Raw genomic sequence first — 24089 nt, forward strand, 5'->3', positions numbered from 1 at the left:
GGCGTCCGCGCCGCGGCCGAAGGAGCCGCCGGTCAGCCGGCTGCCGCCGAGCGTGCCGCTCGCGGCCACGCCGCCTCCGGGCAGGTCGTCATCGTCGTCCCGGCGGGCGCGGGGGTCGGCCGGCGGCCGGTCGGGGAGCTGGTCCGGCAGGGCGCCGACGGCCAGCAGCCGGGCCATCAGCGCCGAGGACGGGCCGGGGGTGCCGGAGTTGGTCAGCAGGTGTTTGACGGCGCGGCCCTCGTCCGCCTCGGCGAGGCACTGCGGACAGGTCGCCAGGTGCGCCTGCACGCGGTCCCGCGAGTCGTGGCCGAGCTCACCGTCGACGAAGGACGACAGCCGCTCGCCCAGGTGGTGCTCCTCGGGCGCCGGCTCCACGGCCCGTACGGCCACCGGGCGCAGCACGGCCTCCGCGGGCGTGCCGTCCGCCGGGGGCAGCGCCGGGGCGGCGGGCTCGGCGGGGTTGCGGCGGCCCAGCTGGGCCCAGCCGCCGCGCCTGGCCGGGGCCTTGCCCGAGGACTCCGGCCGGCCGGGACCGGAGCCGGCCGTACTCACAGTCGCCTCCGTCCACGACCGCCCTGGGCCGCGACCGCCTCACCGACGGCGGCGCCCACCGGCACCGGCTCCTCCGAGCCGCCCCGGCGCTCGCGGCCGGGGGCCGCGCCGGGGGCGCGGTGCTTGAGCGCGGCGCGCAGGTGCGAACGGCCGCGGTGGATGCGGCTGCGGACGGTGCCGAGCTTCACGCCGAGCGTCGCGGCGATCTCCTCGTACGACAGGCCCTCGATGTCGCACAGCACCACGGCGGCCCGGAACTCCGGGGCCAGGGTGTCGAGCGCCTGCTGCACGTCGGCGTCGAAGTGCGTGTCGCTGAAGTGCTGCGCCGGGCTCGGCTCACGGCTGGCGAGCCGCTCCGCGGCGTCCTCGCCGAGCGCGTCGAAGCGGATGCGCTGGCGTCGGCGGACCATGTCCAGGAAGAGGTTGGTGGTGATCCGGTGCAGCCAGCCCTCGAAGGTCCCCGGCGTGTACGTCGACAGCGACCGGAACACCCGGACGAAGACCTCCTGCGTGAGGTCCTCGGCGTCGTGCTGGTTGCCCGTCAGACGGTAGGCGAGGCGGTAGACGCGGGCGCTGTGCGCCTCGACGATCTCCTCCCACGTGGGAGGGGTCCAGGTCTGCGCGTCGGGGCCCTCGGCGAAGGTCGCCAGGGCGGCGGGGGCCTCTGCGGTGCCGGCGGCCGTGGTCTCGGCGGCCGGCTGGTCCAGGGTGGAATGCGCAGGCTGGTTCATCACGGGCTTCGGCGTACGGGCCGACGTGGTGCCGCGGTGGTGCCGCCGCACGGGGACGTCGCCCTCGGCCACACCTCCTCGGTCGGCTCTTCTGCCCAGCAGGGCCACCACCATATCCACCTCACCCGTCAAGCCCGGATAAAAGCGGCCGGGGCTGAAGTCCCGCCGCCCGGTCCCGTCACCATCAACGGCCCGCCGCCGTACGCGGTTCCCGGTCGGCCAGTAATCTGTGGCAGGAAATATCGACATCCCACGGCACCGGGCAGTCGCCCGGCGCTCCGGAACGAGGCAGCCATCAGCGAGTTCGGGCCCGAGCGCGCGACCCTCGCCGACACCTACGTCGGCGAGGACGCGGTGCTGACCTACGCCCGGGCACAGTCGGCCCGGAGCGGGATACGGGCGATCGGACCGAGCGGCGGCGCCTGTCTGCGCCTGCTGGCCGCCGCCCTGGACGCCAAGGCGGTGGCGGAGATCGGCACCGGGACCGGCGTCTCGGGCGTCTACCTGCTGCGCGGGATGCGGCCCGACGGCGTGCTGACCACGGTGGACCTGGAGCCGGTGCGCCAGCAGCTGGCCCGGGAGGCGTACCAGGCGGCCGGCTTCGCGGCCAACCGGTCGCGGTTCATACCGGGCCGGGCGCTGGACGTGCTGCCCCGGCTCGCGGACGGCCAGTACGACCTGGTGTTCTGCGACGGGGACCCGGCGGAGGCGCTGGAGTACCTGGCGGAGGCGCTGCGGCTGCTGCGGCCGGGCGGGATGGTCTGCTTCGAGGGGGTCTTCCAGGAGGGCCGGCTCGCCGAGCCCGAGCTGGACGACCCGCAGACCCACGCGGTGCGCGAGATGGTCCAGGCCGTCCGGGAGAGCCGGGAGCTGCTGCCGGCGCTGCTGCCGGTCAGTGACGGGCTGCTCTGCGCGGTCAAGCGCTGCTGAGCCGCCCGGCGGCCGCCCCGGGCCCGCCCGGCCCGGGAAGGGCCCGCCCGGCCCCGGGAACCACAGAGCCCGGGCCGACTCTCGTCGTACCCGGGCCCGGTGCACATCTCCAGGAGATGGGGAGCACCCGCTGCGGTCAGCCGCAGGCCTTCTTCAGGGCCTCACCCAGGGCATCGGCCTCGTCGGGCGTGAGCTCCACCACGAGGCGTCCGCCGCCTTCGAGCGGAACGCGCATGATGATGCCCCGCCCCTCTTTGGTGACCTCGAGCGGGCCGTCACCCGTCCGCGGCTTCATGGCCGCCATGCTCGTTCCCCTTCCTGCAAACGCTCAGCTACGCACCGGCAGTCCGTCCACCGCCGGTATCGAACGCATTGATCGGAAGCCATTATCCCGCATGCCACGGCCTGATGACCAACATCACTCTCGGTGCATCCCCGGCCGGACCGCCGCCAAGCGGAGCATTTCCGGCGATAAGCCCCGGCGTGCCCGCGGGCGCCACGCCGCCGAAAGGTGCCGCACCTCACACTCCCCAGCCGGCCGCACGCTCCGGCATCCTGGCTCACGAACGACCTCACGACGATCACGAGGGAGCCCTCACCCCATGTCGGATTCCGTGCTGTACGAGCTCGACGGACCGCTGGCCGTCATCACCATCAACCGCCCCGACGCGATGAACGCGCTGGACACCCCCACCAAGGTGGCGCTGCGCGACACCGTGATCGCCGCGGCCGGGGACAGCGCGGTGCGCGCGGTGCTGCTCACCGGCGCCGGCGACCGGGCGTTCTGCGTCGGACAGGACCTCAAGGAGCACCTGGGCCTGCTCAAGCGCGCCGAGGAGACCGGCGAGGGCGCGCTGAAGACCGTGTCCGAGCACTACAACCCGCTGCTCCGGGCGCTGGCCGGGATGCGCAAGCCGACCGTGGCGGCCGTCGGCGGGGTCGCGGCGGGCGCCGGCGCCTCGCTGGCCTTCGCCTGCGACTTCCGGATCGTCGCGGACACCGCCGGCTTCAACACGTCCTTCGCCGGTGTCGCGCTGACCGCCGACTCGGGCGCCTCCTGGACGCTGCCCCGGCTGGTCGGGCACGCCAAGGCCACCGAGCTGCTGATGCTGCCGCGCACCGTGCGGTCCGCCGAGGCCATGGAGCTGGGCCTGGCCACCAAGGTCGTCCCGGCCGCAGAGCTGGCCGCCACCGCCCGGGTGTTCGCCAAGGAGCTGGCCGAGGGCCCGACGGTCGCGCTGGGCGCCATCAAGGAGGCCCTCGCGTACGGCGCCTCGCACTCGCTGAGCGAGCTGCTCGACAAGGAGGACGAGCTGCAGACCCTGGCCGGCGAGAGCGAGGACCACCGGATCGCGGTCCGCGCCTTCATCGCCAAGGAGAAGCCGGTCTACCTGGGCCGCTGACCCTCGCCGCCACCGCGTGCGTGGCAGTCCGCCAGGTGGTCGTCGACCAGCCCGCAGGCCTGCATCAGCGCGTACGCCGTGGTCGGGCCGACGAAGCGGAAGCCGGCCTTCTTGAGGGCCTTCGCGAGCGCCGTCGACTCCGGCGTCACGGCCGGCACCTCGCCCGGCGTGCGGGGGGCCGGCCGGTCGGGGTCGCCGGCGTGCCGCCAGATCAGCGCGTCCAGGCCGCCGTCCAGGTCGCGGGCGACCCGGGCGTTGGCGATGGTGGCCTCGATCTTGGCGCGGTTGCGGATGATGCCCTCGTCCAGCAGCAGCCGCTCCACGTCGGCCGGGCCGAACTCGGCGACCTCGGCGATCTCGAAGCCCGCGAAGGCGGCCCGGAAGCCCTCCCGGCGCCGCAGGATGGTGATCCAGGACAGGCCGGACTGGAACGCCTCCAGGCTGACCCGCTCGAACAGCGCGTCGTCGCCGCGCACCGGGCGGCCCCACTCGCTGTCGTGGTACTCGCGGTAGTCGTCCGCGGACTCGCCCCAGCCGCAGCGCAGCAGCCCGTCCGGGCCGGGCACGGCCCCCTCGCGCGGCTCGCTCACCGGCCCTCCCCCGAGGTGCCCGGTGTTCCGGGCGCGCCCGGCACGGAGTCCTGCGGGGCGGTGTCCCGCGGCTCCCCGGCCGACTCCCCGACCGGCTTCTCGGCCTTCTCGGCCGGCTCCTTGGTCAGCCGGGCCGGGGCGACGACCTGGGCGAACTCCTCCAGGCCGGGCAGCGGTTCGGCGTCCGGCCCGGCCTGCGGGCCGCCCGCCTCCACCGCGCCGCGCACCGCCGAGGCGGCCTCCAGCTCGGCGATCCGCGAGTCCCGGTAGGCGAGTTCGGCGCCGAGGCGGTCGAGCACGTCGTCCACCTCGTCCATCCGGTAGCCGCGCAGCGCCATCGGCAGCCTTATCCCGTCGACGTCGTCCCGGCTCAGCGGACGGTCCTGCGGCAGCCGGGCGGCGATCCGGTCGTGCACCGCCTCCGGCAGTGAGCCGCCCCCGCCCAGCGCCACCAGCGCGGCGCCGCCGACCACCACGGCCATCGCCACCACGATCACCCAGAACACGAGCTGTCCTCCCGACTTCCCGGCCGGCCCCGACACTGGTGGGATCATGGTCCCTGAGTAGGCCGGGGGCCATCATCGCACCCGCCGCGACGGTGGAGGAGACAACGGTGGCACTGCGCCTGGGACCGCGGGAGTTCGGCGACGACGAGCTGGTGATCATGGCCATCGTCAACCGGACCCCGGACTCCTTCTTCGACAAGGGTGCCACCTTCGCCGACGAGGCCGCGTTCACCGCCGCCGACCGCGCGATGGCCGAGGGCGCGGCCATCCTGGACATCGGCGGGGTCAAGGCCGGCCCCGGCGACGAGGTCACCGTCGAGGAGGAGCTGCGCCGGACCGTCCCCTTCGTGGCCGAGCTGCGCAAGCGCCACCCGGAGGCCGTGATCAGCGTGGACACCTGGCGCCACGAGGTCGGCGAGGCGGTCTGCGAGGTCGGCGCCGACCTGCTCAACGACGCCTGGGGCGGGGTCGACCCGCGGCTGGCCGAGGTCGCCGCCCGGTACGACGCCGGACTGGTCTGCACCCACGCCGGCGGCGCCGAACCGCGCACCCGGCCGCACCGGGTCGGGTACGAGGACGTGATGGCCGACATCCTGGGGGTCACCGTCGGGCTGGCCGAACGGGCGGTGGAGCTCGGGGTGCGGCGGGACGCCGTGATCATCGACCCGGGCCACGACTTCGGCAAGAACACCCGCCACTCGCTGGAGGCCACCCGCCGGCTGCCGGAGATGACCGCGACCGGGTTCCCGGTGCTGGTCTCGCTCTCCAACAAGGACTTCGTCGGGGAGACCCTGGACAAGCCGGTGGACGAGCGCCTGCTCGGCACCCTGGCCACCACCGCGGTCTCCGCCTGGCTGGGCGCCCGGGTCTACCGGGTGCACCAGGTCGCGGAGACCCGGCAGGTGCTGGACATGGTCGCCTCCATCCGCGGCACCCGGCCCCCGGCGGTCGCCCGCCGGGGGCTGGCGTAGCGAGGCCGCGGGAGGCCCCGCTCAGATCTCGTCGAGCGGCCGGCGGGCGTCGGCGAGGATCTTCATGATCTCGTCGATGTCGTCGGTGACGTGGAACAGCTCCAGGTCGTGCGGGGCCGCCTTGCCCTGGGCGACCAGGGTGGTCCGCAGCCAGTCGACGAGGCCGCCCCAGTACTCCGAGCCGTAGAGGATCACCGGGAACCGGGTGACCTTCTTCGTCTGCACCAGGGTCAGCGCCTCGAACAGCTCGTCCAGCGTGCCCAGGCCGCCGGGCAGCACCACGAAGCCCTGCGCGTACTTCACGAACATCGTCTTGCGGACGAAGAAGTAACGGAAGTTCAGCCCCAGGTCGACGAACTCGTTGAGTCCCTGCTCGAAGGGCAGCTCGATGCCCAGCCCCACGCTCAGGCCGCCCGCGTCGGAGGCGCCGCGGTTGGCGGCCTCCATCGCCCCGGGGCCGCCGCCGGTGATCACCGCGTAGCCGGCCTCGGCCAGCGCCCGGCCGATCGCCACGCCCGCGGCGTACTCGGACGAGTCGACCGGGGTCCGGGCGGAGCCGAAGACGCTGACCGCGGGCGGGAGTTCGGCCAGCGCGCCGAATCCCTCGACGAACTCGGAGGTGATCCGCAGCACCCGCCAGGGGTCGGTGTGCAGCCAGTCGGTCGGCCCGGTGGTGTCCAGCAGGCGCTGGTCCGTCGTGCTGGTGCCGACCTGGTCCCGGCGCACCAGCACCGGGCCCTTCTGCTTCTCCGGCCAGGCCTTCTTCTTGCGCGGCTCGCCGACCTGCTCGTGACCGTGCCCGTAGTGCTTTTCGTCTCCTGTGCCTGTCATGACGAAACCCTACGCCCGTGACTGCCGGTTTTCAGGCAACGGCGGAAGGTCGGTTGGACGGCCGGGAGGTGTCCGGCGCACGTCCTCGGCCCCGGGCCGTCCCGCGGGTCGCCGCCGAGGTCAGGGCCGGGGCCGGGACGCGGCCGGGGCCCGGTCAGGACGCCGTCAGCCAGGCCCGCAGCCGCTCCTCGACCTCCGCGATGGCGCTCAGCGAGCAGTGCTCCTCGCGCTTGTGCGCCAGGTTCGGGTCGCCCGGCCCGTAGTTGACCGAGGGGACACCGAGCGCGCTGAACCGGGCCACGTCCGTCCAGCCGAACTTGGCCCGGGCCCGGCCGCCGACCGCCTCCAGGAACGCCCGCGCGGCCGGCCGGTCGAGCCCGGGCAGCGCGCCGGGCGCGGAGTCGGTGACCGTCACCTCGTACCCGGCGAGCACCTCGCGCACGTGTGCCTGCGCGCCGGCCTCGTCGCGGTCCGGCGCGTAGCGGAAGTTGACCGTCATCACGCACTCGTCGGGGATCACGTTGCCGGCCACCCCGCCGTCGATGCGCACCGCGTTCAGGCCCTCGCGGTACTCCAGGCCGTCGATCTCCACCCGCCGCGGCTCGTACGCCTCCAGCCGGCGCAGCACCTCGCCGGCGTGGTGGATGGCGTTGTCGCCGAGCCAGCTGCGGGCCGCGTGGGCACGCACCCCGGTCAGCCGGACCTGCACCTTCAGGGTGCCCTGGCAGCCGCCCTCGACCACCGCGCCGCTGGGCTCCATCAGCACGGCGAAGTCGGCGGCGAGCCAGTCCGGGTGCCGGGCGGCCAGGTGGCCGAGGCCGTTGCGGGTGGCCTCGACCTCCTCGCAGTCGTAGAAGACGAAGGTGAGGTCGCGGTTGGGCTCGGGCACGGTGGCGGCGATCCGCAGCTGGACGGCCACGCCGGACTTCATGTCGGAGGTGCCGCAGCCGTAGAGCAGGTCGCCCTCGACCCAGGACGGCACGTTGTCGGCGATCGGCACGGTGTCCAGGTGCCCGGCGAGCAGCACCCGCTCGGCCCGCCCGAGGTTCGTCCGGGCCACCACGTTGTTCCCGTACCGGTCCACCGTCAGGTGCGGGTACGCCCGCAGCGCGGCCTCCACGGCGTCGGCGAGCTCCCGCTCGTCACCGCTGACGGAGGGGAAGTCGACCAGCCGCGCGGTGAGCGCGCCGCCGTCGAGACTGAGATCCAGGGGCATCGTCGAGCTGTCCATGGTCGCCCAGCCTATGCCGCCGGCCCCCGGGGGAGGGCGGGGACGGCCCCGCCGGGGAACCGGACCTCCCCGCCGTGAGCCGAAGGGCGCGCCGCCACCGAAAGCGCCGGGGCGAGGAAGCGAACGACGCAGGAGAGAGCGCGGGAGCCACAAACGTCGGCGGCGGGCACGAGCGCCCGGAGGCGAGGAGCGAGTCCCCGCCGTGAGCCGAAGGGCGCGCCGCCGCCGAAAGCGCCGGGGCGAGGAAGCGAACGACGCAGGAGAGAGCGCGGGAGCCACAAACGTCGGCGGCGGGCACGAGCGCCCGGAGGCGAGAGGCGAGTCCCCGCCGTGAGCCGAAGGGCGCGCCGCCACCGAAAGCACCGGGGCGAGGAAGCGAACGACGCAGGAGAGAGCGCGGGAGCCACAAACGTCGGCGGCGGGCACGAGCGCCCGGAGGCGAGGGGCGAGTAACAGAACCGTTCGGCGCCGTACATCCGTCCGAGTGGGTACGGTGTCGGGGCAGCAGGACGCGCGGAGAGGGGCGAGGGTGGCCAGGAGAAGCAAAGGCCGGCGGGACGGCGGCGCGGCCGCCGGACGTCGCCGCCGCGGACCGCTGCCCGCGGTGCTCGCGGGCCTGCTGGTGCTCGCGGCGATCGCGGGCGGACTGTACTGGCTGCGCGGGGACGACCGGGCGGACGAGGGGTGCTCGGTGAAGACCCCGGCCGGGGAGGGCACCCTGGAGATCCCGCAGGCGTCCAACGCCTCGACGATCTCGGCCGTGGCGCACTCCCGCGGGCTGCCGGACCGGGCGGTGACGATCTCGCTGGCGACCGCGATGCAGGAGTCCAAGATCCGCAACCTGACCGGCGGCGACCGGGACTCGGTGGGCCTGTTCCAGCAGCGGCCGTCGCAGGGCTGGGGCACCGTGGAGCAGATCATGGACCCGGTGTACGCCACCAACAAGTTCCTGGACGGCCTGGTGAAGGTGCCCGGCTACACCCGGCTGCCGCTGACCGACGCCGCCCAGCAGGTGCAGAAGAGCGGCTACCCGCAGGCGTACGCCAAGCACGAGACCAAGGCGACCCTGCTGGCCTCGGCGCTCACCGGCCGTGAGGCGGCCTCGCTGAACTGCGTGGTGAACGAGTTCGACGAGATCGAGCAGGCCGCCGCGTCCCCGTCGGGCACCCCGGCGGCCGGGGCCACCGGGTCCGCCGCGCCCGCGGCCGCGCTGGACCGGACGCAGCTGCTGACCGACAAGGTGCGCCGCGAGTTCGGCCGGACGGTGACCCCGGCGGCCGGTTTCACCTCCACGATCAAGGGCGCCGAGAACGCCGTCTCGCTGACCCCGGAGCCGAACGCCAGCACCGAGGCCGGCCCGGACGCGGCCCGGCAGGACGGCTGGGCGGTGGCGCACTGGGCGGTGACGCAGGCCAAGCAGCTGGGCATCGAGACGGTCGCGTACGACGGGAAGGTCTGGCGCCGGTCCAAGTCGGCGGACGGCTGGAAGCCGCAGCCGACCGGGACCTCGACCAAGCTGGTCCTGGTGTCGGTCGCGGCGCCGGGCAAGGGCTGACGCACTGGTGTCCGGGTTGCCGCCGTACGGGTGATTCCGGTCAACCTCGGTGGACGGACCGCCCCGGCCCGCCACCGGGGTCCGGAACCGTCACCGCCCTTGCCGCGCGGTGTGTCCGCCGCCCCGGAGGGGCCCGGTCCGGCCCCGCCGTGCCGGGCATACCATCCGATCAGCAGCCTGACCCATTCCTTGCACCGGCCGAAACCTTCTGGCTTCTCGAGCGGTAGTACCGTCGTCCGCCCGGCGGACAGGACGGACCCACACCCCTTTCGAGGAGCCCCATGTCTCACCCCCTCACGCGCCGGATCGCCCAGGCCGCACTGCTCGCCGCGGCCGCCGCGACCCCGCTGGCCGCGGCCGGCACCGCGTCCGCCGCCGACGCGCTGCTGCCGAAGTCGGACCTCGCCGCGCCGCTGGGCCAGCTCAGCAACACGAACACGGGTTCCACCCTGCAGAACACCACGCACGAGCTGGGCCAGGCCGCCGGGGCCACCACCGCCGCCACCGTCGCCGCAGGTGTGCCCGCCACCGCCGACGCCACCGGCAACATCGTCGCCCAGCAGCTGCCGCAGGCCAACAAGGACGCCGGCTCGCTGACCGCCCCGGTCGACTCCACCGCCTCCACCACCGGCCAGCTGGGCACGGTCGCCCCGAAGGTCGCCTCCGGCCTGACCGGCAAGCTCGGCGAGGCCGTCACCGGCCACGGCGCCACCGGCCGCAGCGCCGACGCCTCCACCAACCCGGTCGGCGGGCTCTCCCAGACCGCCGGGCTCACCCAGGGCCTGCCGGGCGCGCAGTCGCTGTCCGGCGCCGTGCCGGGCACCGACGCACTCACCGCCGCGCTGCCCACCGGCGCCCTGGAGCGCGCGCTGCCGGCCGACGTGCCCGGCGCCGACCTGCTGGGCCTGGGCGAGCACGGCTCCGCCCACCGCCTCGGCGGCGCCGACCTCGGCCCGAACTCCCCGCTGGCCGGCCTCAGCGGCCTCACCGGCCCGCTCCAGGGCCTGCTCGGCGGCGTGAACGGCGGCAGCCTCAGCGGGCTGCCGATCGGCTGACACCCCGCACCCTCCCCCCGCACATGCCGAAGGGGGCCGGTTCGCACCGGCCCCCTTCGCGCGTGCGCACCCGTACGGGCTCAGCCGCGCAGCCGCTCCACCGCCGCCGCGACCCGCTCGTCGGTCGCGGTGAACGCGACCCGGACGAAGCGCTCACCGGCCGGGCCGTAGAAGTCGCCGGGCGCCACCAGGATGCCCAGCTCCGCCAGTTCGGCCACGGTCTCCCAGCAGGGCCGGTCCTGGGTCACCCACAGGTACAGGCTCGCCTCGGAGTGCTCGACCCGGAAGCCGTACGCCTCCAGCGCCGCCCGCAGCGCCGCGCGCCGCGCCGCGTACCGCTCGCGCTGCTCGGCCACGTGCGCGTCGTCGCCGAGCGCGGCGATCGTCGCCGCCTGGACCGGCGCCGGCACGATCATGCCGCCGTGCTTGCGCACCTCCAGCAGCTCCTTGACCACCACCGGGTCGCCCGCCACGAAGGAGGCGCGGTAGCCGGCCAGGTTGGAGCGCTTGGAGAGCGAGTGGACGGCCAGCAGGCCCTCGTGGCCGCCCCCGGACACGTCCGGGTGCAGGACCGAGGCCGGCTCGGCCTCCCAGCCGAGCTCTAGGTAGCACTCGTCGCTGACCAGCAGCGCCCGGTGCTCCCGGGCCCACTCGACCGCGCGGCGCAGCTCGTCCTCGCCGAGCACCCGGCCGGTGGGGTTGGACGGCGAGTTGACCCAGATCAGGCGCACCCGCGAGCCGTCCAGCTCGTCCACCGAGTCGTACTCCACGGGCTCGGCGCCGCACAGCCGGGCGCCGACCTCGTAGGTCGGGTAGGCGAGCCGGGGGTAGGCGACCTGGTCGCCGGGGCCGAGGCCGAGCTGGCCGGGCAGCCAGGCCACCAGTTCCTTGGAGCCGACGGTCGGCAGGACGGCCTGCGAGCCGATCCCGGCGCCGACCCGGCGGTTCAGCCAGCCCGCGATCGCCTCGCGCAGCTCCGGCGTGCCCCAGACGGTCGGGTAGCCGGGGGTGTCGGTCGCGGCGGCCAGGGCCTTCTGGATCACCTCGGGGACCGGGTCGACCGGGGTGCCGACGGAGAAGTCGCAGAGGCCGCCGGGGTGGGCGAGGGCGGTCCTCTTGTACGGCTCCAGCTTGTCCCAGGGGAAGACCGGCAGGAGGTCGGAAACGCGGCGCGCCGCTCCCGGGTGGCCCGGGAACGGCGCGCGCGTGCTGTCGTCGGTGCTCACAGCTTCAGATGCCACCGATCGCTCAGTGGTCTTCGTTCTGCGGCGGCAGAGCGGCGATGAACGGGTGGTCACGCTCGATCAGGCCGAGCTTCGACGCACCACCGGGCGAACCGAGCTCGTCGAAGAACTCGACGTTCGCCTTGTAGTAGTCCTTCCACTCCTCGGGAGTGTCGTCCTCGTAGAAGATCGCCTCGACCGGGCAGACCGGCTCGCAAGCGCCACAGTCGACACACTCATCCGGGTGGATGTAGAGCGATCGCTCGCCCTCGTAGATGCAGTCAACCGGGCACTCTTCGATGCATGCCTTGTCCTTGACGTCGACACAAGGCTGCGCGATGACGTAGGTCACGCTGTCGTTCCTCCTCGGAAGGGCCCTGGCGGCCCATTCTGTTTGATCGCGTGCGCGGGTGAGCGCGGCGTCGTCGATGCCCGCCCCTAGTATCGCGGGTCAGAGACCGCAAATGCACAGGAGGTGCCCAGATGGCGGCTGGAGGGCCGGTCGAGGACCGTCCGGAGGTCCGGATAGACCGCTCTGACGTGGGGCGACGGGTGTCGGTGCGACGCCTTTCGGAGTACGTGGACGAGCGTCCGGTGTTCCGCGATGCGATCGGGGTGCTCACATCCTGGGACGATCTTGGCCTGACGGTGGTCCCGCGTGACGGCGATCCGGTCAGTTTTCCCGAGAAACTGCTGGTCGCGGGCAAGGTCGTGCCGCTCTTCCCGGCCCGCCGGGCCCCGCTGCCCGCCGCCACCGCGCTGGAGCTCCAGCACGTCGCCGCGCGCGGCTGGCCGGCCGTCGAGCAGGAGCCGCTGGGCGCGTGGACGCTGCGCGCGTCCTCCGGTTTCACCCGCCGGGCCAACTCGGTCCAGGCCCTCGGCGACCCCGGGCTGCCGGTGCCGGCGGCGCTGGAGGCCGTCCGCGCCTGGTACGCCGCGCGCGGCCTGCCCGCCTACATCGAGGTCTGCGAACCGGGCTCGCCCGAGGGCCTGACCGCGGAACTGGACCGGCTGGGCGCCGCGATCGCGCCGACCCTGGTCCGGACGGCCGAGCTGGGGCCGCTGGCCAAGCAGGGCTTCAACCACGACGCGGTCCGGCTGTCACGGACGGCGGACGCCGGATGGATGTCGCTGTACCGGCGCGTCACCGGCGACCCCCGGGTCGAGGAGGCGGCGCCGAAGGTGATCCACGGCGGGCCCTCGGTCTGGTTCGCCGCCGTGCCCGGCGCGGGCGGCGGGGCGCCGCTGGCCATCGGGCGCTGCGTGGTGGACGGCGACTGGGCGGGCTTCGGCGCGGTCGAGGTGGCGCCGCACGCCCGGCGGGCGGGCCTGGCCACCGCGGTGATGGCCGTGCTGGCGGCGCGGGCCGCGGAGGAGGGCGCGCGCGGCGCCTACCTGCAGGTCGAGGCCGAGAACAGTGGTGCGATCGCGCTCTATGACCGACTCGGCTTCACGACCAGTCACACTTACCACTACGCCCGCCTCCCCTGAGGCCCCGCGCACCACCGCCGCGCCACCCGCACCACCGCCCCGCCACGCCGACCGCGCACCGCCCGTCCCACGTCGTCCGCCGCAGGAAAGCCGTCGTCGCCACCGTGACCGAGCAGAGCAGAGCACGCTTCCGAGCCGAGGCCCGGGCCGAGCACCCCGATCCGGTGCTGCTCTGCCTCCTCGCCGCGGCCGAGCACCCCGTCCCCGCCAACGGGCCCGAGGACCTCGGGGCCCCGCCCACCGTGGACGAGGTGCTGGCCGCCTGCCAGGCCGCGCTGGACCGGCACGCGGCCGCCGTCCGGCAGGCGGTGGCCGAGCGGCGTCCGACCGGGCCCGAGGAGACCGCCGCCCTGCTGGCCGCCGTCCTCGGCGGGCGCGAGCGCTTCCACGGCCGGCAGTCCGACTACCGCCGGCTGGAGTCCTCGTTGCTGCCGGAGGTGCTGCGGCGCCGGCGCGGACTGCCGATCATGCTGTCGCTGGTGTGGAGCGCGGTCGCCCGCCGGGCCGGGCTGACCGTCCACGGCATCGCGCTGCCGGGCCACTTCATCGTCGCGGTCGGCGGCCCGGCCGGCGGCGACGAGTACGTGCTGGCGGACCCCTTCCACGGCGGGCGGCTGCTCGACCCCGAGGACGTGGCCGCCCTGGTCGCCGCGGCCGGGCACGAGTACCGCCCCGACATGCTCACCCCCGCCCAGCCGCTGGAGATCGTGCTGCGGGTGCTCGGCAACATCCGCGGCTGGGCCGCCGACCGCCCCGAGCAGGCCCGCACCCAGCTCTGGGCCGCCGAACTCGCCCTGCTGCTCCCCCGCCACCCGGCCCAGCTCCGCCTGGAGCGCGCCGAACTCCTCGTCCGCACCGGCGACTTCCTGGGCGGCTCGGCGGAGATGGAGGAGTACGCGCAGATCCTCGACGCCTTCGACCCCGACGCCGCCGGGAGGGTCCGCCAGGAGGCCCGCGCGGCCCGCTACCGGCTCAACTGAGCGCGGTCACCGGCGGCGCAGCCGCAGGGCCGCCACCTCCTCGACCCGCAGCAGCCGGGCGAGTGCCAGGAACACCACGGCCAGCACCGTCCCGCCGAGCAGCAGCGCGGCCCAGGCGGCGCCGCACTGGCCCGCGGCGTACCGGGCGGCCACCGCGGCCGGCAGGGCGGCGGCGAGCAGCTTGGCGTGGGCGGCCAGCACCCGGCCGCCGTCGAGGCCGCCGAGCCGGCGGCGCAGCAGCAGCGCCGCGCCCACCACCGTCAGCAGGAACGATCCGCCGTAGCAGGCCGCCATCCCGGTGACCGCCCAGCGCAGCGGCAGCAGCTGGTGGCTGAGCAGGGCGCCCGCCGCGGCCGCCCCGACCGGCAGCAGGTTGAGCAGGAACGGCGTCCGGCTGTCACGCATCGCGTAGAAGACCCGGGTGAGGGCGTACGCCGCCGAGTAGAGCACCAGGCCCGGCGCGAAGGCGGTCAGCATCCCGGCGATCGCCCGGACGTCGGCCTCCCCGGCGCGCCCGTGCCCGAAGGCCAGCTCCGCCAGGTACGGCGCCAGTACCGCGAGCGCCAGCGCGGCGGGCACGGTCACCACGGCGACCGTGCGCAGCGCCCGGGCGGCCAGCTCCCGGACGGTGCCGTGTGCGCCCTCGGCCGCGGCCGCGCTCATCCCGGGCAGCAGGGCCGTGACCAGCGAGACGGTCATCACGCCGTGCGGCACGATCCACAGCAGGTAGGCGCTGCTGTAGGCGGTGTAGCCGACGCCCCCGGCGATCCCGGCCGCCTCGGCGCGCTCCCCGGCCAGGGTGGAGAGCCGGGTGACCACCCAGTAGCCGGCCTGGTCGGTGAGCACCAGCAGCAGCGTCCACCCGGCGGCCCGCAGCGGCTCGCCGAGGCCGGCCTCGCGCCAGTCCCAGCGCGGGCGCAGCCGTACCCCGGCGGCGCGCAGGCAGGGCAGCAGGGCCAGCGCCTGGGCCACCACGCCGGCGGTGGTACCGAGGCCGAGGACGAGCAGGTGCCGGTCGGTGAGGGCGGCCGGGGCGTCGAGCAGGTACCAGCCGAACACCCCGATCACGACCAGGTTGTTGAGCACCGGTGTCCAGGCCATCGGCGCGAAGCGTTGGCGGGCGTTGAGCACCTGCCCCAGCACGGTGAACAGGCCGTAGAAGAACACCTGCGGCAGGCACAGGTACGCCAGCAGCACCGTGCGGTCCAACTGCCCTCCCGTGTAGGCGGTGTAGGCCCGCACGACGAGCGGCGCGGCCGGCACCACCACCGCCGTGACCGCCAGCAGGGCCACCACCAGGACGGTCACCAGCCGGTTGACGTGCGCGAGGCCGCCGTCCTCCGACTCCCGTGCGGCGCGCACCAGATGGGGCACCAGGGCGGTGTTCAGCGCGCCGCCGATCAGCAGCACGAAGAGGATGTTCGGGACGGTGTTGGCGACGTTGTAGCCGTCCGCCAGCAGGCCCGAGCCGAGCACCGCGACGACCACCGAGGCGCGGACGAACCCGGTGGCCCGTGAGACCACCGTCCCGCCCGCCATCACCAGGCCCGCGGGCAGCCGCCGCCGGGGCCTGCGATGGCCCGTCCTCCGGCCCACGTCCACGGTGTTCCCGCCGGCGGCGGGCCCGGAACGGCGCACGACCGCCTCCGCGGCGCTCACGCCTGCCCCCGGCGCGCCAGGTAGCGACGGAAGGCGCGGTGCAGCGGCCGGTTGAGCGCGAGCTCCCACTCCCCCAGGCCCTCGACCACCCGCCCGCCGGTGCCGAGCTTCCACCGCAGCAGCCCGAAGTCGGGCCCGTCCAGGGCGTCCTGGACGCCGCGCAGGTCGTACTCGTCGGCGCCGAGGCCGTGCGCGGTGCGGATCATCGCCCACTGCAGGGCGTTGCTGGGCCGCACCTCGCGGCCCAGCGTCGAGGAGCCGCCGGTCTGGTACCAGACCCGGCTCCCGACGGTCAGCAGGGTGTGCGCGGCCAGCACCTCGACGCCGTGGCGGGCCAGCAGCAGCCGCATCCGGCCCGGGCTCTCCGCGTTCAGCTCGGCGAACTGCCGCTGGTAGTAGGCGAGATCACGGCCCAGGTGGAAGCCGCCGCGCAGCTCGGTCTCGGCCACCAGCCGGTGGAACCCGGGCAGGTCCTCCGCTCCGCCCTCGACCACCTCCACGCCGGCCTGCCGGGCCCGGCGCACGTTGCGCCGCCACTCGGAGCTCAACCCCTCGAACACGTCGCCGAGTTCGCGCCCGGCCAGGGGCAGCCGGAAGGTGTACCGGGGCTGGGTGTCCTTCGGCGCCGGCTCCCAGCCGGCCGCCCGCAGCCGCTCGGCGACCAGCGCGCCGACCGGGTCCACGTGGTCCGCCGGCACCTCGCGCAGCCGCCGCGCCCGGCCGGCCCGCGCCGCCGCCCGTACCGTCGCGCCGGACCACAGCCGCAGATCGCGCGGCGGCCCCAGCCGGACGGTGAACACGCCCTTCGCCCGCAGATGGGCGATCAGCGGGTCCAGCCACCGCTCCAGGCCCGGCGCCGCCCAGTCGATCACCGGGCCCTCGGGCAGGTACGCGAAGCTGCGGCCGATCCCCGGGATCTCCCGGTACAGCACCAGCGCCGCGCCCTCGATCCGCCCGTCGGCGTCCGTCCAGGCCAGGCTCTCCGGGCGCCAGCCGGCCTTGACCCGCCCCCAGGACGGGCACTGCAGGAAGCTCGCCCCGCCGAGCGCCCGGGCCCGCTCGCCGGCCACCCACGCCGCGTGCTCCTCGGCCGGCACCGTCACCAGCCGCAGCCCACCGGTCCCCACCGCCGGTGCCACCTGGACGACCGTCATCGGCGGCCCCCTTCTCGCTCCCGCGCCGGCGCGGAGGGCCGGCGACCTGGGCGAGCATGCGCCGCGGACGCTGAAGCGAGCCTGAGGAAGCTGAAGACGGCTTAAGGAACGGACCGGCGCCGGATGGCATCCTGATCGTCATGGACATACTGGTGGTGGAGGACGACGCCCAGGTGGCCGCGGCGGTACGGCGCGGCCTGGAGGCCGAGGGCTACACGGTCGACCTCGCCCCGGACGGCCTCACCGGCCTGCGGCTCGCCCAGCGCCACGCCTACCGGGCGATCATCCTGGACATCATGCTGCCCGGCCTCAACGGCTACAAGGTCTGCCAGGCACTGCGCGAGGGCGGCGACACCACCCCGATCCTGATGCTGACCGCCAAGGACGGCGAGTACGACGAGGCCGAGGGGCTGGACACCGGCGCCGACGACTACCTCACCAAGCCGTTCTCCTACCTGGTCTTCCTCGCCCGGCTGCGCGCCCTGCTGCGCCGCAGCGCGGCCCCCGGCGCGGTGCTGCGGGTCGGCGACCTCTGGCTCGACCCGCCGGCCCGCCGCTGCGGCCGCGGCTCCGCCGAGATCACCCTCACCGAGCGGGAGTTCGCGGTGCTGCGCTTCCTCGCCGAGCACCCCGGCGAGGTGCTCTCCAAGCGCCGGATCGTCGACGAGGTCTGGGACATGGCCTTCGACGGCGAGGACTCCATCGTCGAGGTGTACGTGTCGATGCTGCGCCGCAAGGTGGACACCCCCTTCGGCCGGCGCTCGATCGCCACCGTCCGCGGCGCCGGCTACCGGCTGGAGGCCTGAGCGTGCCCGGCCGGCTCTCCACCCGTGTGCGCACCTCGCTCGCCGCGGGCCTCTCCGCGGCCCTGCTGCTCGGCGGCGGCGCCTGGTGGCTGCGCGACCACCTGTACGAGGCGCAGCTGGCCGCCGCCCGCTCGGAGGCGCTGTACCAGGTCCGGGAACTCACCCGCGGCTTCAGCACCGGCGTGGCCCCGGCCGACGTCCGGCTGCTGCCGTACGTGGTGGTGGCCGCGGACGGACGGGTGGTCACCCTCGGCGGTCCGCTGACCACCCAGCACCTGGCGGGCCGGACGCCGCCGGTCGCCCCGACCGACGCCGGCGACAGCTGGCACCCGGAGGTCACGGTGACCATCGCCCCGGCCAAGCCGGCCGCCGCCAACCGCTACTCCGGGGGCACCTTCGCCGCCGTGGCGGGCCGGTCCGAGCTCTACCGGCTGCCCGCCACCGGCGGCCCGGTCACCCCGGTGGCGGGCCCGGTCACGGTGTACGTGCTGGCGCCCCCGTTCGCCGCCGAGGCCGCCCTGCGCACCATCGACCCGGTGCTGCAGACCGGCGTGCCGGCCGCCGCGCTGCTGGTCGCCCTGGTCGCCTGGGTGGCCACCAGCCGGGCGCTGCGGCCGGTGGAGGCGATCCGGGCCGAGCTGGCCGAGATCGGCGAGCACCGGCTGGACCGCCGGGTGCCGGTGCCCCGCACCCACGACGAGATCTCCCGGATGGCGAGCACCACCAACGCCACGCTGGACCGGCTGGAGCGCTCCGCCGTCCAGCAGCAGCGGTTCGTCGCGGACGCCTCCCACGAGCTGCGCAGCCCGATCGCCGCGCTGCGCACCAACCTGGAGGTCTCGCTGGCCCATCCGGAGCGCACCGACTGGCCCGCCGCCACCGCGGAGGCGCTGGCCTCGGTGGAGCGGCTCCAGCAGCTCACCGAGGACCTGCTGTTCCTGGCCCGGAGCTCGGGCCCGGCCGTCCCGACCGTGGACGGCACCGTGGACCTGGCCGCCGTGCTGCGCGAACTCGCCGACGAGTACCGCCCGTTGATCGGCGGGCGGCTCACCGTGAAGGTCGAAGCGCCGGACCCGGTGCCGGTGCGCGGCAGCCGGATGCGGCTGCACCGGCTGGTGCGCAACCTGCTCGACAACGCCCGCCGGCACGCGGAGGGCGAGATCGTGCTCGTCGCCCGGCCCGCCGTGCACCGCTGTGTGCTGGAGGTGCGCGACGACGGCCCGGGCGTCCCGCCGGCCGAGCGCGAGCGGATCTTCGAACCGTTCACCCGGCTCGACGAGGCCCGCAGCCGGGACTCCGGCGGCAGCGGCCTCGGCCTGGCCATCGCCGCCGACATCGCCAAGCGGCACGGCGGCACCCTGCGGCTGGCCCACGCGCCGCGGGGCGCCCGCTTCGTGCTGGAGCTGCCGGCCGCCGTATGAACGGAGCGGGCCGGGGGCGGTCACCCGCCCCCGGCCGGCCGGCTCACAGGCCCAGCGACCGCTTCACGAAGTCGACCTGGAGCAGCAGCAGGTTCTCCGCGACCTCCTCCTGCGGGGTCATGTGGGTCACGCCCGACAGCGGCAGCACGGTGTGCGGGCGGCCCGCCGCGAGCAGCGCCGAGGAGAGCCGCAGGGTGTGCGCGGCCACCACGTTGTCGTCCGCCAGCCCGTGGATGATCATCAGCGGACGCTCCAGCCCGGCCGCGTACCCGCTCAGCGAGTTGGCCGCGTACACCTCGGGCCGCTCGGCCGGGTGGCCGAGGTAGCGCTCGGTGTAGTGGGTGTCGTACAGCTCCCAGTCCGTCACCGGGGCGCCGGCGACGGCCGCGTGGAAGACGTCCGGGCGGCGCAGCACCGCGAGCGCGGAGAGGTAGCCGCCGTACGACCAGCCGCGGATCGCGACCCGGTCGAGGTCCAGCGGGAACTCCCCGGCCAGCGCCCGCAGCGCGTCCACCTGGTCGTCCAGGGTGGCGCCGGCGAAGTCGAAGGCGATCGACCGCTCCCAGGCGGGGCTGCGCCCGGGGGTGCCGCGCCCGTCGGCGACGATGACGGCGAAGCCCTGGTCGGCGAACCACTGCGAGTTGAGGTGCGGGTTGTGCGCCTGGACCACGCGCTGGCCGTGCGGCCCGCCGTACGGGTCCATCAGTACCGGCAGCAGACCGTCGCGCTCGCGGTCGTACCCGGTGGGCAGGAAGACCGCGGCGGGGATGCGGCGCTCGCCGGCGAAGCGGAAGACCGGGCGGGCGGTGAGGACCGGGGTCTCGGCGTACGACTCGATGACCGCGATGTCGTCGACCACCACGCCCTCCGGCAGGTCACGGGCGACCTCGACCAGGCTGCCGGGCCGGTCGTGCGCCGCGGTGGCGCGCACGGTGACGCCGGCCGCGTGCACGGCGTTGGTGACCGCGGTGAACGGGTCGGCCCCGGCGGCCTCCCAGGAGAGCCGCTTGCCGTCGTGGCCGATCCGGCCGGCGGCGATCCAGCCGGGCACCGGGTCGGTCTCCCCGGCGCCGCCGGAGGCGGTGAAGAACACCTCCTCCGCGGTGACCGCGAGGACCGAACGCAGGTGCAGGTCGGGCCCGGTGACGGCGTGGTCGCCGATCACCAGGGCGCGAGCCCCCGACTCGTCGGAGATCCGGACCAGCTTGCCGTCCGGCGTCCAGGCCGGCACGCCCGGGAACAGCTCCAGCCAGGCGTCCGCGCGCTCCTCGTGCAGCACCTCGGTGGCGCCGGTCTCGACGTCCAGGCCGAGGATCCGCTGGACGCGCTGGTCGCGGGTCTGCACCAGCAGCAGCGGCACCCCGCCCTTCGACCAGTGCACCCGGGCGAGGTAGGGGAAGGCCTCGTGGTCCCAGTCGACCTCGGTCCGGCTGCCGTCCAGGCCGAAGACCCAGAGCCCGACCTCGGCGTCGGCGGTGCCGGCGGCCGGGTACGCGACCTCGGCGGGCTCGCTGGCCGGGTTGGCCGGGTCGGCGATCCACCAGCGGCGCACCGGGGAGTCGTCGGCGCGCTCGACCAGCAGCCGGTCGCTGTCGGGCGACCACCAGAAGCCGCGGTCGCGGTCCATCTCCTCCTGGGCGATGAACTCGGCCTGACCCCAGGTCACGTTCGGCCCGTCCGGCTGGGCGAAGGCCCAGTCGGCGGTGCCGTCGGTGCGGGTCAGCCGCAGCTCGCCGCCGGTGGTGGCGTACGCGACGAAGGCACCGTCCGGGGAGGGGCGCGGGTCGAGCAGCGGGCCCTCGGCGGGCAGTTCGGTGACGCCGCCGCCGACCAGGTCGGCGGTGAAGAGCCGGCCGGAGAGCGCGAACGCGGCGAGCCGGCCGGGGCCGTCCAGGGCGTAGCCGACGATGCCGGCCGAGCCCTCCCGGCTGCGCTCGCGGCGGGCCCGCTCGGCCGGCGAGAGGTCCTCCTCGCCGCCGCCGAGCAGGGCGACCGGGTCGGCGGCGATCCGCTCCTCGCCGGTCGCGGTGTCCAGGGTCCAGAGCAGGTTGGCCCGGTCGCTGCCGGAGCGGGAGCGCAGGAAGACGACCCGGGATCCGTCGGATGCGACGGAGAACGACCGGGGCGCGCCCACGGTGTACCGCAGGGTGCGCGCGTATTGCCTCGGGAAGGTGTCCGCAGGGTTCTGGGTGGTCATGGCACCAGACCCTACGACCTGTGGCGCCCCTCGCCCGGCTGATCGTGATCACTCGTTCGGAGCATCCCCGCGAAGTACTCCCCACGGGGGGTCACACCCCCTCCGACCGGCCCATGCGCCCCACCCGTACCGCCGCACCCCGGCGCGCACGGCCTCACCGAACGTAATGCTCCGCTCACGCATCGGGTATGACTGGTCCGACGAGTGATCGTCGGGGTCCCGTCCCGGCCCCCGTCGCCGCTCGCACTGGTCCCACACGGTCCCACCGCCGCCCTCCTGGAGGAGGAGCGGCGCACCCGAGAAGGGGTGTGAGCCGCCATGGCTTTGTCCATCTCCGCCGCCGTGCTGATGCTGGTCATCGTGGTCCTGCTGATCCGGCGCTCCGGCCTGAAGCTGTCGCACGCGATCGTCTGCGCGCTGCTCGGCTTCTACCTGGCCTCCAGCTCCGTCGCCCCCTCGATCACCCAGGTCACCGCCAATCTCGCCGGAATGATCAACGGCCTGAAGCTCTGACCCCACCCCGGCGGTGGTTAGGCTGCTGCCCATGACCGCGACCACCACGGCGGCGACCGCCGGCCGCCGCCTGCTCCTGGTGCACGCCCACCCCGACGACGAGTCGATCGGCAACGGCGCGACGATGGCCAGGTACGCCGCCGAGGGCGCCCACGTCACCCTGGTGACCTGCACCCTCGGCGAGGGCGGCGAGGTGATCCCGCCCGCCCTGGCCCACCTGACGCAGGACCGGGAGGACGCCCTCGGCCCGTACCGGATCGGCGAGCTCACCGCCGCGATGCGCGAGCTCGGCGTGGCCGACTTCCGCTTCCTCGGCGGCCCCGGGCGCTACCGCGACTCCGGGATGATGGGCGTGCCCGACAACGAGGTGCCCGGCTGCTTCTGGCAGGCGGACCTCGACGAGGCGGCCGGCCACCTGGTCGCGGTGATCCGCGAGACCCGTCCGCAGGTGCTGGTCACCTACGACGAGCACGGCGGCTACGGCCACCCCGACCACATCCAGGCGCACCGGGTCGCCACCCGCGCGTACGAGCTCGCCGCCGACCCCGGCCACCGCCCGGAGCTCGGCCCGGCCTGGCGGATCGCCAAGGTGTACTGGAACCGGATGCCCCGCTCGGTGATCGAGCGGGGCCTCGCCGCGACCGCCGACGAGGCGCCGTTCCCCGGCGTCGCCGAGGCCCGCGACGTGCCCGGGGTGGTGGACGACGCGCTGGTGACCACCGTGCTGGACGGCGCCGCGCACGCCGGGCGCAAGGCCGCCGCGATGGCCGCGCACGCCACCCAGATCACCGTGGACGGCGACTTCTTCGCGCTGTCCAACGACCTCGGCCAGCCGCTGATCGCCACCGAGTACTACCAGCTGGCGCACGGCCAGGCCGGGCCCGAGCTGCCGGAGACCGACCTCTTCGCGGGCCTGGAGACGGCCGGCGACTCCTCCGAGGGGAACGCCCGATGACCGAGTCCGCCAAGCCCGCCAAGCCGACCGGGCCCGCCGGGGAAGCGGGGCCGGCCGGGGACGCCGGGCCGGCCGAGGCCCCCGGCAAGCCCCTCGGCGAACGGCTGCGCGCCCTCCCGTCCGCCCTGCTCGGCACCCGGGCCGAGCGACTGGCCGAGTCCCAGCCCTCGCGCACCGGTCGGATCGTCACCTATGTCCTGTTCTTCCCGCTGGGGATCGCGGTGTCGGTCTGCGGAGCATTCGTGCAGAACCTGTGGGCACCCGTGGGACTCCTGCTGGCGCTCGCCGCCACCGCGGCCGTGTTCTACGCGGGCCTGCGGATCACCGGCACCCGGCTCGGCGCCGGAATCCCGGCGGCCGGCTGGTTCCTGGCACTGCTGATGGTGATGGTCCCGCGCCCCGAGGGCGACAACGTCCTGTGGACCAACGCGACGTCGTACGCCTACCTGTTCGCGGGCTCGATCCTCGGGGTGATCTGCGCCACCCTGCCGACCCGGACCAGCTGGTTCCCCGGCGTCCCCAACCAGCCGCGCTGAGCCCGGTGAGCGGGCCGTCACGACGAGCAGTCAGGGGCGGGCACCCGTAGTCTCATAACGGAGGAACCGGACGTATCAGGTTCTATCCCATCCAGTTCACCGCTCAGTTCTTCCCAGTATGGTGGTGCCGCAGAACGCCGCACCCGACCGTCGTCGGGCCGGCGACCACGAACCCGCAGTCGTGCCCCACAGCCACGCCCGCGAATCCGGAGCAGAGCAGCATTGAGCAGCCGCGAATCTGACAACGCCAACCCGGCGCCCCGGCGCACGGGTCCGGACGCCTACCCGTCGGGCACCCCGCCGTACGGGGTGCCGGGCTTCCCCGGCGGCGACCGGGCGGGCGCCGGCGCGCCCTCGGGCCCCGCTGCGGCCAAGGCCTCCGGCAACGGCCGCGGCCCGGCCGCGGGCGGCGAGGACGACGCCCCGAAGACCGAGACCACGCTGACCACCCGGATCCGGATCAACATCCCGGGTTCCCGGCCGATCCCGCCGGTCGTGGTCCGCAGCCCCGTCAAGAACGAGGACGGCACCGCCGACGAGGCCCCGGCCGGTGACGGCCAGGCCGCCCCCCGGCTGCGCGCCGCCGCGGCCGCCCCCGCCAAGGCGGACGCCAAGGCCCGCACCGCCACCCCGCCGGGCCCGGCGCCCGAGCGGCAGGGCCCCGGCGCGCCGGCCGGCTCCGGCGCCTCCGAGGCCGAGTCCACCGGCGAGTGGTTCCGTCCGCGCCAGAGGAAGGGCGCCCAGGACACCCCGGCCGCGGTCCCGGCGGGCGCGCCCGCCCCGGCCGCCGGCCGAGCGG

At 75.1% G+C, this 24089-nt stretch carries 24 protein-coding genes and 1 pseudogene; 13 read left to right on the forward strand and 12 right to left on the reverse strand.

The genetic code is table 11. The features are described from left to right. Both ACWEQL_RS29745 and sigE read right to left on the reverse strand, forming a co-directional pair. Positions 1-552: zf-HC2 domain-containing protein (locus ACWEQL_RS29745; protein WP_452153431.1), on the reverse strand; the 552-nt coding region annotated here is incomplete at its 3' end. Continuing rightward, positions 549-1283, reverse strand: coding sequence for an RNA polymerase sigma factor SigE (sigE, locus tag ACWEQL_RS29750; RefSeq protein ID WP_452153451.1), 735 nt, complete (start codon positions 1281-1283; stop codon positions 549-551). The genes sigE and ACWEQL_RS29745, both read right to left, overlap by 4 nt. A gap of 294 nt (positions 1284-1577) precedes the next feature. Here sigE and ACWEQL_RS29755 point away from each other — a divergent pair, with 294 nt between their 5' ends. Next, a complete protein-coding gene (locus tag ACWEQL_RS29755) occupies positions 1578-2213 on the forward strand; it encodes an O-methyltransferase (protein ID WP_452153452.1) in 636 nt (211 codons plus the stop codon). Between the two features lie 136 nt (positions 2214-2349). Here the strand turns inward: ACWEQL_RS29755 and ACWEQL_RS29760 are convergent, their stop codons facing one another. Then, positions 2350-2517, reverse strand: coding sequence for a DUF3117 domain-containing protein (locus tag ACWEQL_RS29760; protein WP_014137929.1), 168 nt, complete (start codon positions 2515-2517; stop codon positions 2350-2352). Positions 2518-2815: 298 nt separating this feature from the next. Here ACWEQL_RS29760 and ACWEQL_RS29765 point away from each other — a divergent pair, with 298 nt between their 5' ends. After that, complete coding sequence (locus tag ACWEQL_RS29765) at positions 2816-3616, forward strand: enoyl-CoA hydratase-related protein (RefSeq protein ID WP_452153432.1); 801 nt, start codon at positions 2816-2818, stop codon at positions 3614-3616. On the opposite strand, the gene ACWEQL_RS29770 is transcribed toward ACWEQL_RS29765, so the two are convergent. Then, positions 3601-4206: a DNA-3-methyladenine glycosylase I gene (locus ACWEQL_RS29770; RefSeq protein WP_452153433.1), complete on the reverse strand. Its 606-nt coding sequence runs from the start codon at positions 4204-4206 to the stop codon at positions 3601-3603. The genes ACWEQL_RS29765 and ACWEQL_RS29770 overlap by 16 nt on opposite strands. After that, a complete protein-coding gene (locus ACWEQL_RS29775; RefSeq protein WP_452153434.1) occupies positions 4203-4760 on the reverse strand; it encodes a DivIVA domain-containing protein in 558 nt (185 codons plus the stop codon). The genes ACWEQL_RS29770 and ACWEQL_RS29775 overlap by 4 nt, the downstream gene beginning before the upstream one ends. A gap of 110 nt (positions 4761-4870) precedes the next feature. On the opposite strand from ACWEQL_RS29775, the gene folP reads away from it, so the two are divergent. Next, positions 4871-5683 (forward strand): dihydropteroate synthase, encoded by an 813-nt coding sequence (gene folP, locus ACWEQL_RS29780; protein ID WP_452153453.1) that lies wholly within the window; start codon positions 4871-4873, stop codon positions 5681-5683. 21 nt (positions 5684-5704) lie between these two features. On the opposite strand, the gene ACWEQL_RS29785 is transcribed toward folP, so the two are convergent. Both ACWEQL_RS29785 and dapE read right to left on the reverse strand, forming a co-directional pair. Next, the gene (locus ACWEQL_RS29785; protein WP_452153435.1) at positions 5705-6514 is read right to left on the reverse strand and encodes an LOG family protein; all 810 of its coding nucleotides are present in this window, start codon (positions 6512-6514) and stop codon (positions 5705-5707) included. A 154-nt stretch (positions 6515-6668) separates the two neighbouring features. Beyond that, positions 6669-7745, reverse strand: coding sequence for a succinyl-diaminopimelate desuccinylase (dapE, locus tag ACWEQL_RS29790; protein WP_452153436.1), 1077 nt, complete (start codon positions 7743-7745; stop codon positions 6669-6671). 529 nt (positions 7746-8274) lie between these two features. On the opposite strand from dapE, the gene ACWEQL_RS29795 reads away from it, so the two are divergent. After that, positions 8275-9300 (forward strand): hypothetical protein, encoded by a 1026-nt coding sequence (locus tag ACWEQL_RS29795; protein ID WP_452153437.1) that lies wholly within the window; start codon positions 8275-8277, stop codon positions 9298-9300. Between the two features lie 281 nt (positions 9301-9581). Beyond that, a complete protein-coding gene (locus ACWEQL_RS29800; protein ID WP_452153438.1) occupies positions 9582-10355 on the forward strand; it encodes a hypothetical protein in 774 nt (257 codons plus the stop codon). An 80-nt stretch (positions 10356-10435) separates the two neighbouring features. Here the strand turns inward: ACWEQL_RS29800 and dapC are convergent, their stop codons facing one another. Beyond that, entirely contained in the window at positions 10436-11581 is a 1146-nt protein-coding gene (gene dapC, locus ACWEQL_RS29805; protein ID WP_452153439.1) for a succinyldiaminopimelate transaminase, read from the reverse strand. Between the two features lie 22 nt (positions 11582-11603). Then, positions 11604-11930, reverse strand: coding sequence for a ferredoxin (gene fdxA / locus ACWEQL_RS29810; RefSeq protein WP_452153440.1), 327 nt, complete (start codon positions 11928-11930; stop codon positions 11604-11606). A gap of 131 nt (positions 11931-12061) precedes the next feature. On the opposite strand from fdxA, the gene ACWEQL_RS29815 reads away from it, so the two are divergent. Beyond that, entirely contained in the window at positions 12062-13069 is a 1008-nt protein-coding gene (locus ACWEQL_RS29815; protein ID WP_452153441.1) for a GNAT family N-acetyltransferase, read from the forward strand. A 104-nt stretch (positions 13070-13173) separates the two neighbouring features. Beyond that, positions 13174-14049, forward strand: a complete 876-nt coding sequence (locus tag ACWEQL_RS29820) for a transglutaminase family protein (protein ID WP_452153442.1) — start codon at positions 13174-13176, stop codon at positions 14047-14049. A gap of 6 nt (positions 14050-14055) precedes the next feature. Here ACWEQL_RS29820 and murJ read toward each other — a convergent pair whose 3' ends face one another. Beyond that, the gene (gene murJ, locus ACWEQL_RS29825) at positions 14056-15687 is read right to left on the reverse strand and encodes a murein biosynthesis integral membrane protein MurJ (protein WP_452153443.1); all 1632 of its coding nucleotides are present in this window, start codon (positions 15685-15687) and stop codon (positions 14056-14058) included. Positions 15688-15704: 17 nt separating this feature from the next. Then, positions 15705-16862: a lipid II:glycine glycyltransferase FemX gene (locus ACWEQL_RS29830; RefSeq protein ID WP_452153444.1), complete on the reverse strand. Its 1158-nt coding sequence runs from the start codon at positions 16860-16862 to the stop codon at positions 15705-15707. 140 nt (positions 16863-17002) lie between these two features. Between ACWEQL_RS29830 and ACWEQL_RS29835 the strand changes: the two genes are divergently transcribed. Both ACWEQL_RS29835 and ACWEQL_RS29840 read left to right on the forward strand, forming a co-directional pair. Further along, positions 17003-17668 (forward strand): response regulator, encoded by a 666-nt coding sequence (locus tag ACWEQL_RS29835; protein WP_452153445.1) that lies wholly within the window; start codon positions 17003-17005, stop codon positions 17666-17668. 2 nt (positions 17669-17670) lie between these two features. Then, complete coding sequence (locus ACWEQL_RS29840; RefSeq protein WP_452153446.1) at positions 17671-19089, forward strand: sensor histidine kinase; 1419 nt, start codon at positions 17671-17673, stop codon at positions 19087-19089. 43 nt (positions 19090-19132) lie between these two features. Here ACWEQL_RS29840 and ACWEQL_RS29845 read toward each other — a convergent pair whose 3' ends face one another. Continuing rightward, on the reverse strand, positions 19133-21286 hold the full coding sequence (locus ACWEQL_RS29845) for an alpha/beta fold hydrolase (RefSeq protein WP_452153447.1): 2154 nt from the start codon (positions 21284-21286) through the stop codon (positions 19133-19135). A 318-nt stretch (positions 21287-21604) separates the two neighbouring features. On the opposite strand from ACWEQL_RS29845, the gene ACWEQL_RS29850 reads away from it, so the two are divergent. From ACWEQL_RS29850 to ACWEQL_RS29865, 4 genes and pseudogenes are all read left to right on the forward strand, one after another. Then, positions 21605-21799 (forward strand): DUF2304 family protein, encoded by a 195-nt coding sequence (locus tag ACWEQL_RS29850; RefSeq protein WP_452153448.1) that lies wholly within the window; start codon positions 21605-21607, stop codon positions 21797-21799. Positions 21800-21830: 31 nt separating this feature from the next. Next, a complete protein-coding gene (gene mshB, locus ACWEQL_RS29855; RefSeq protein WP_452153449.1) occupies positions 21831-22754 on the forward strand; it encodes an N-acetyl-1-D-myo-inositol-2-amino-2-deoxy-alpha-D-glucopyranoside deacetylase in 924 nt (307 codons plus the stop codon). Further along, positions 22751-23290 (forward strand): DUF6113 family protein, encoded by a 540-nt coding sequence (locus tag ACWEQL_RS29860; protein WP_452153450.1) that lies wholly within the window; start codon positions 22751-22753, stop codon positions 23288-23290. Before mshB ends, ACWEQL_RS29860 begins: the two co-directional genes overlap by 4 nt. A gap of 222 nt (positions 23291-23512) precedes the next feature. Next, positions 23513-24089, forward strand: a pseudogene (locus ACWEQL_RS29865) (hypothetical protein); the annotation flags it as partial.

The organism is Kitasatospora sp. NPDC004240 (assembly GCF_053603215.1).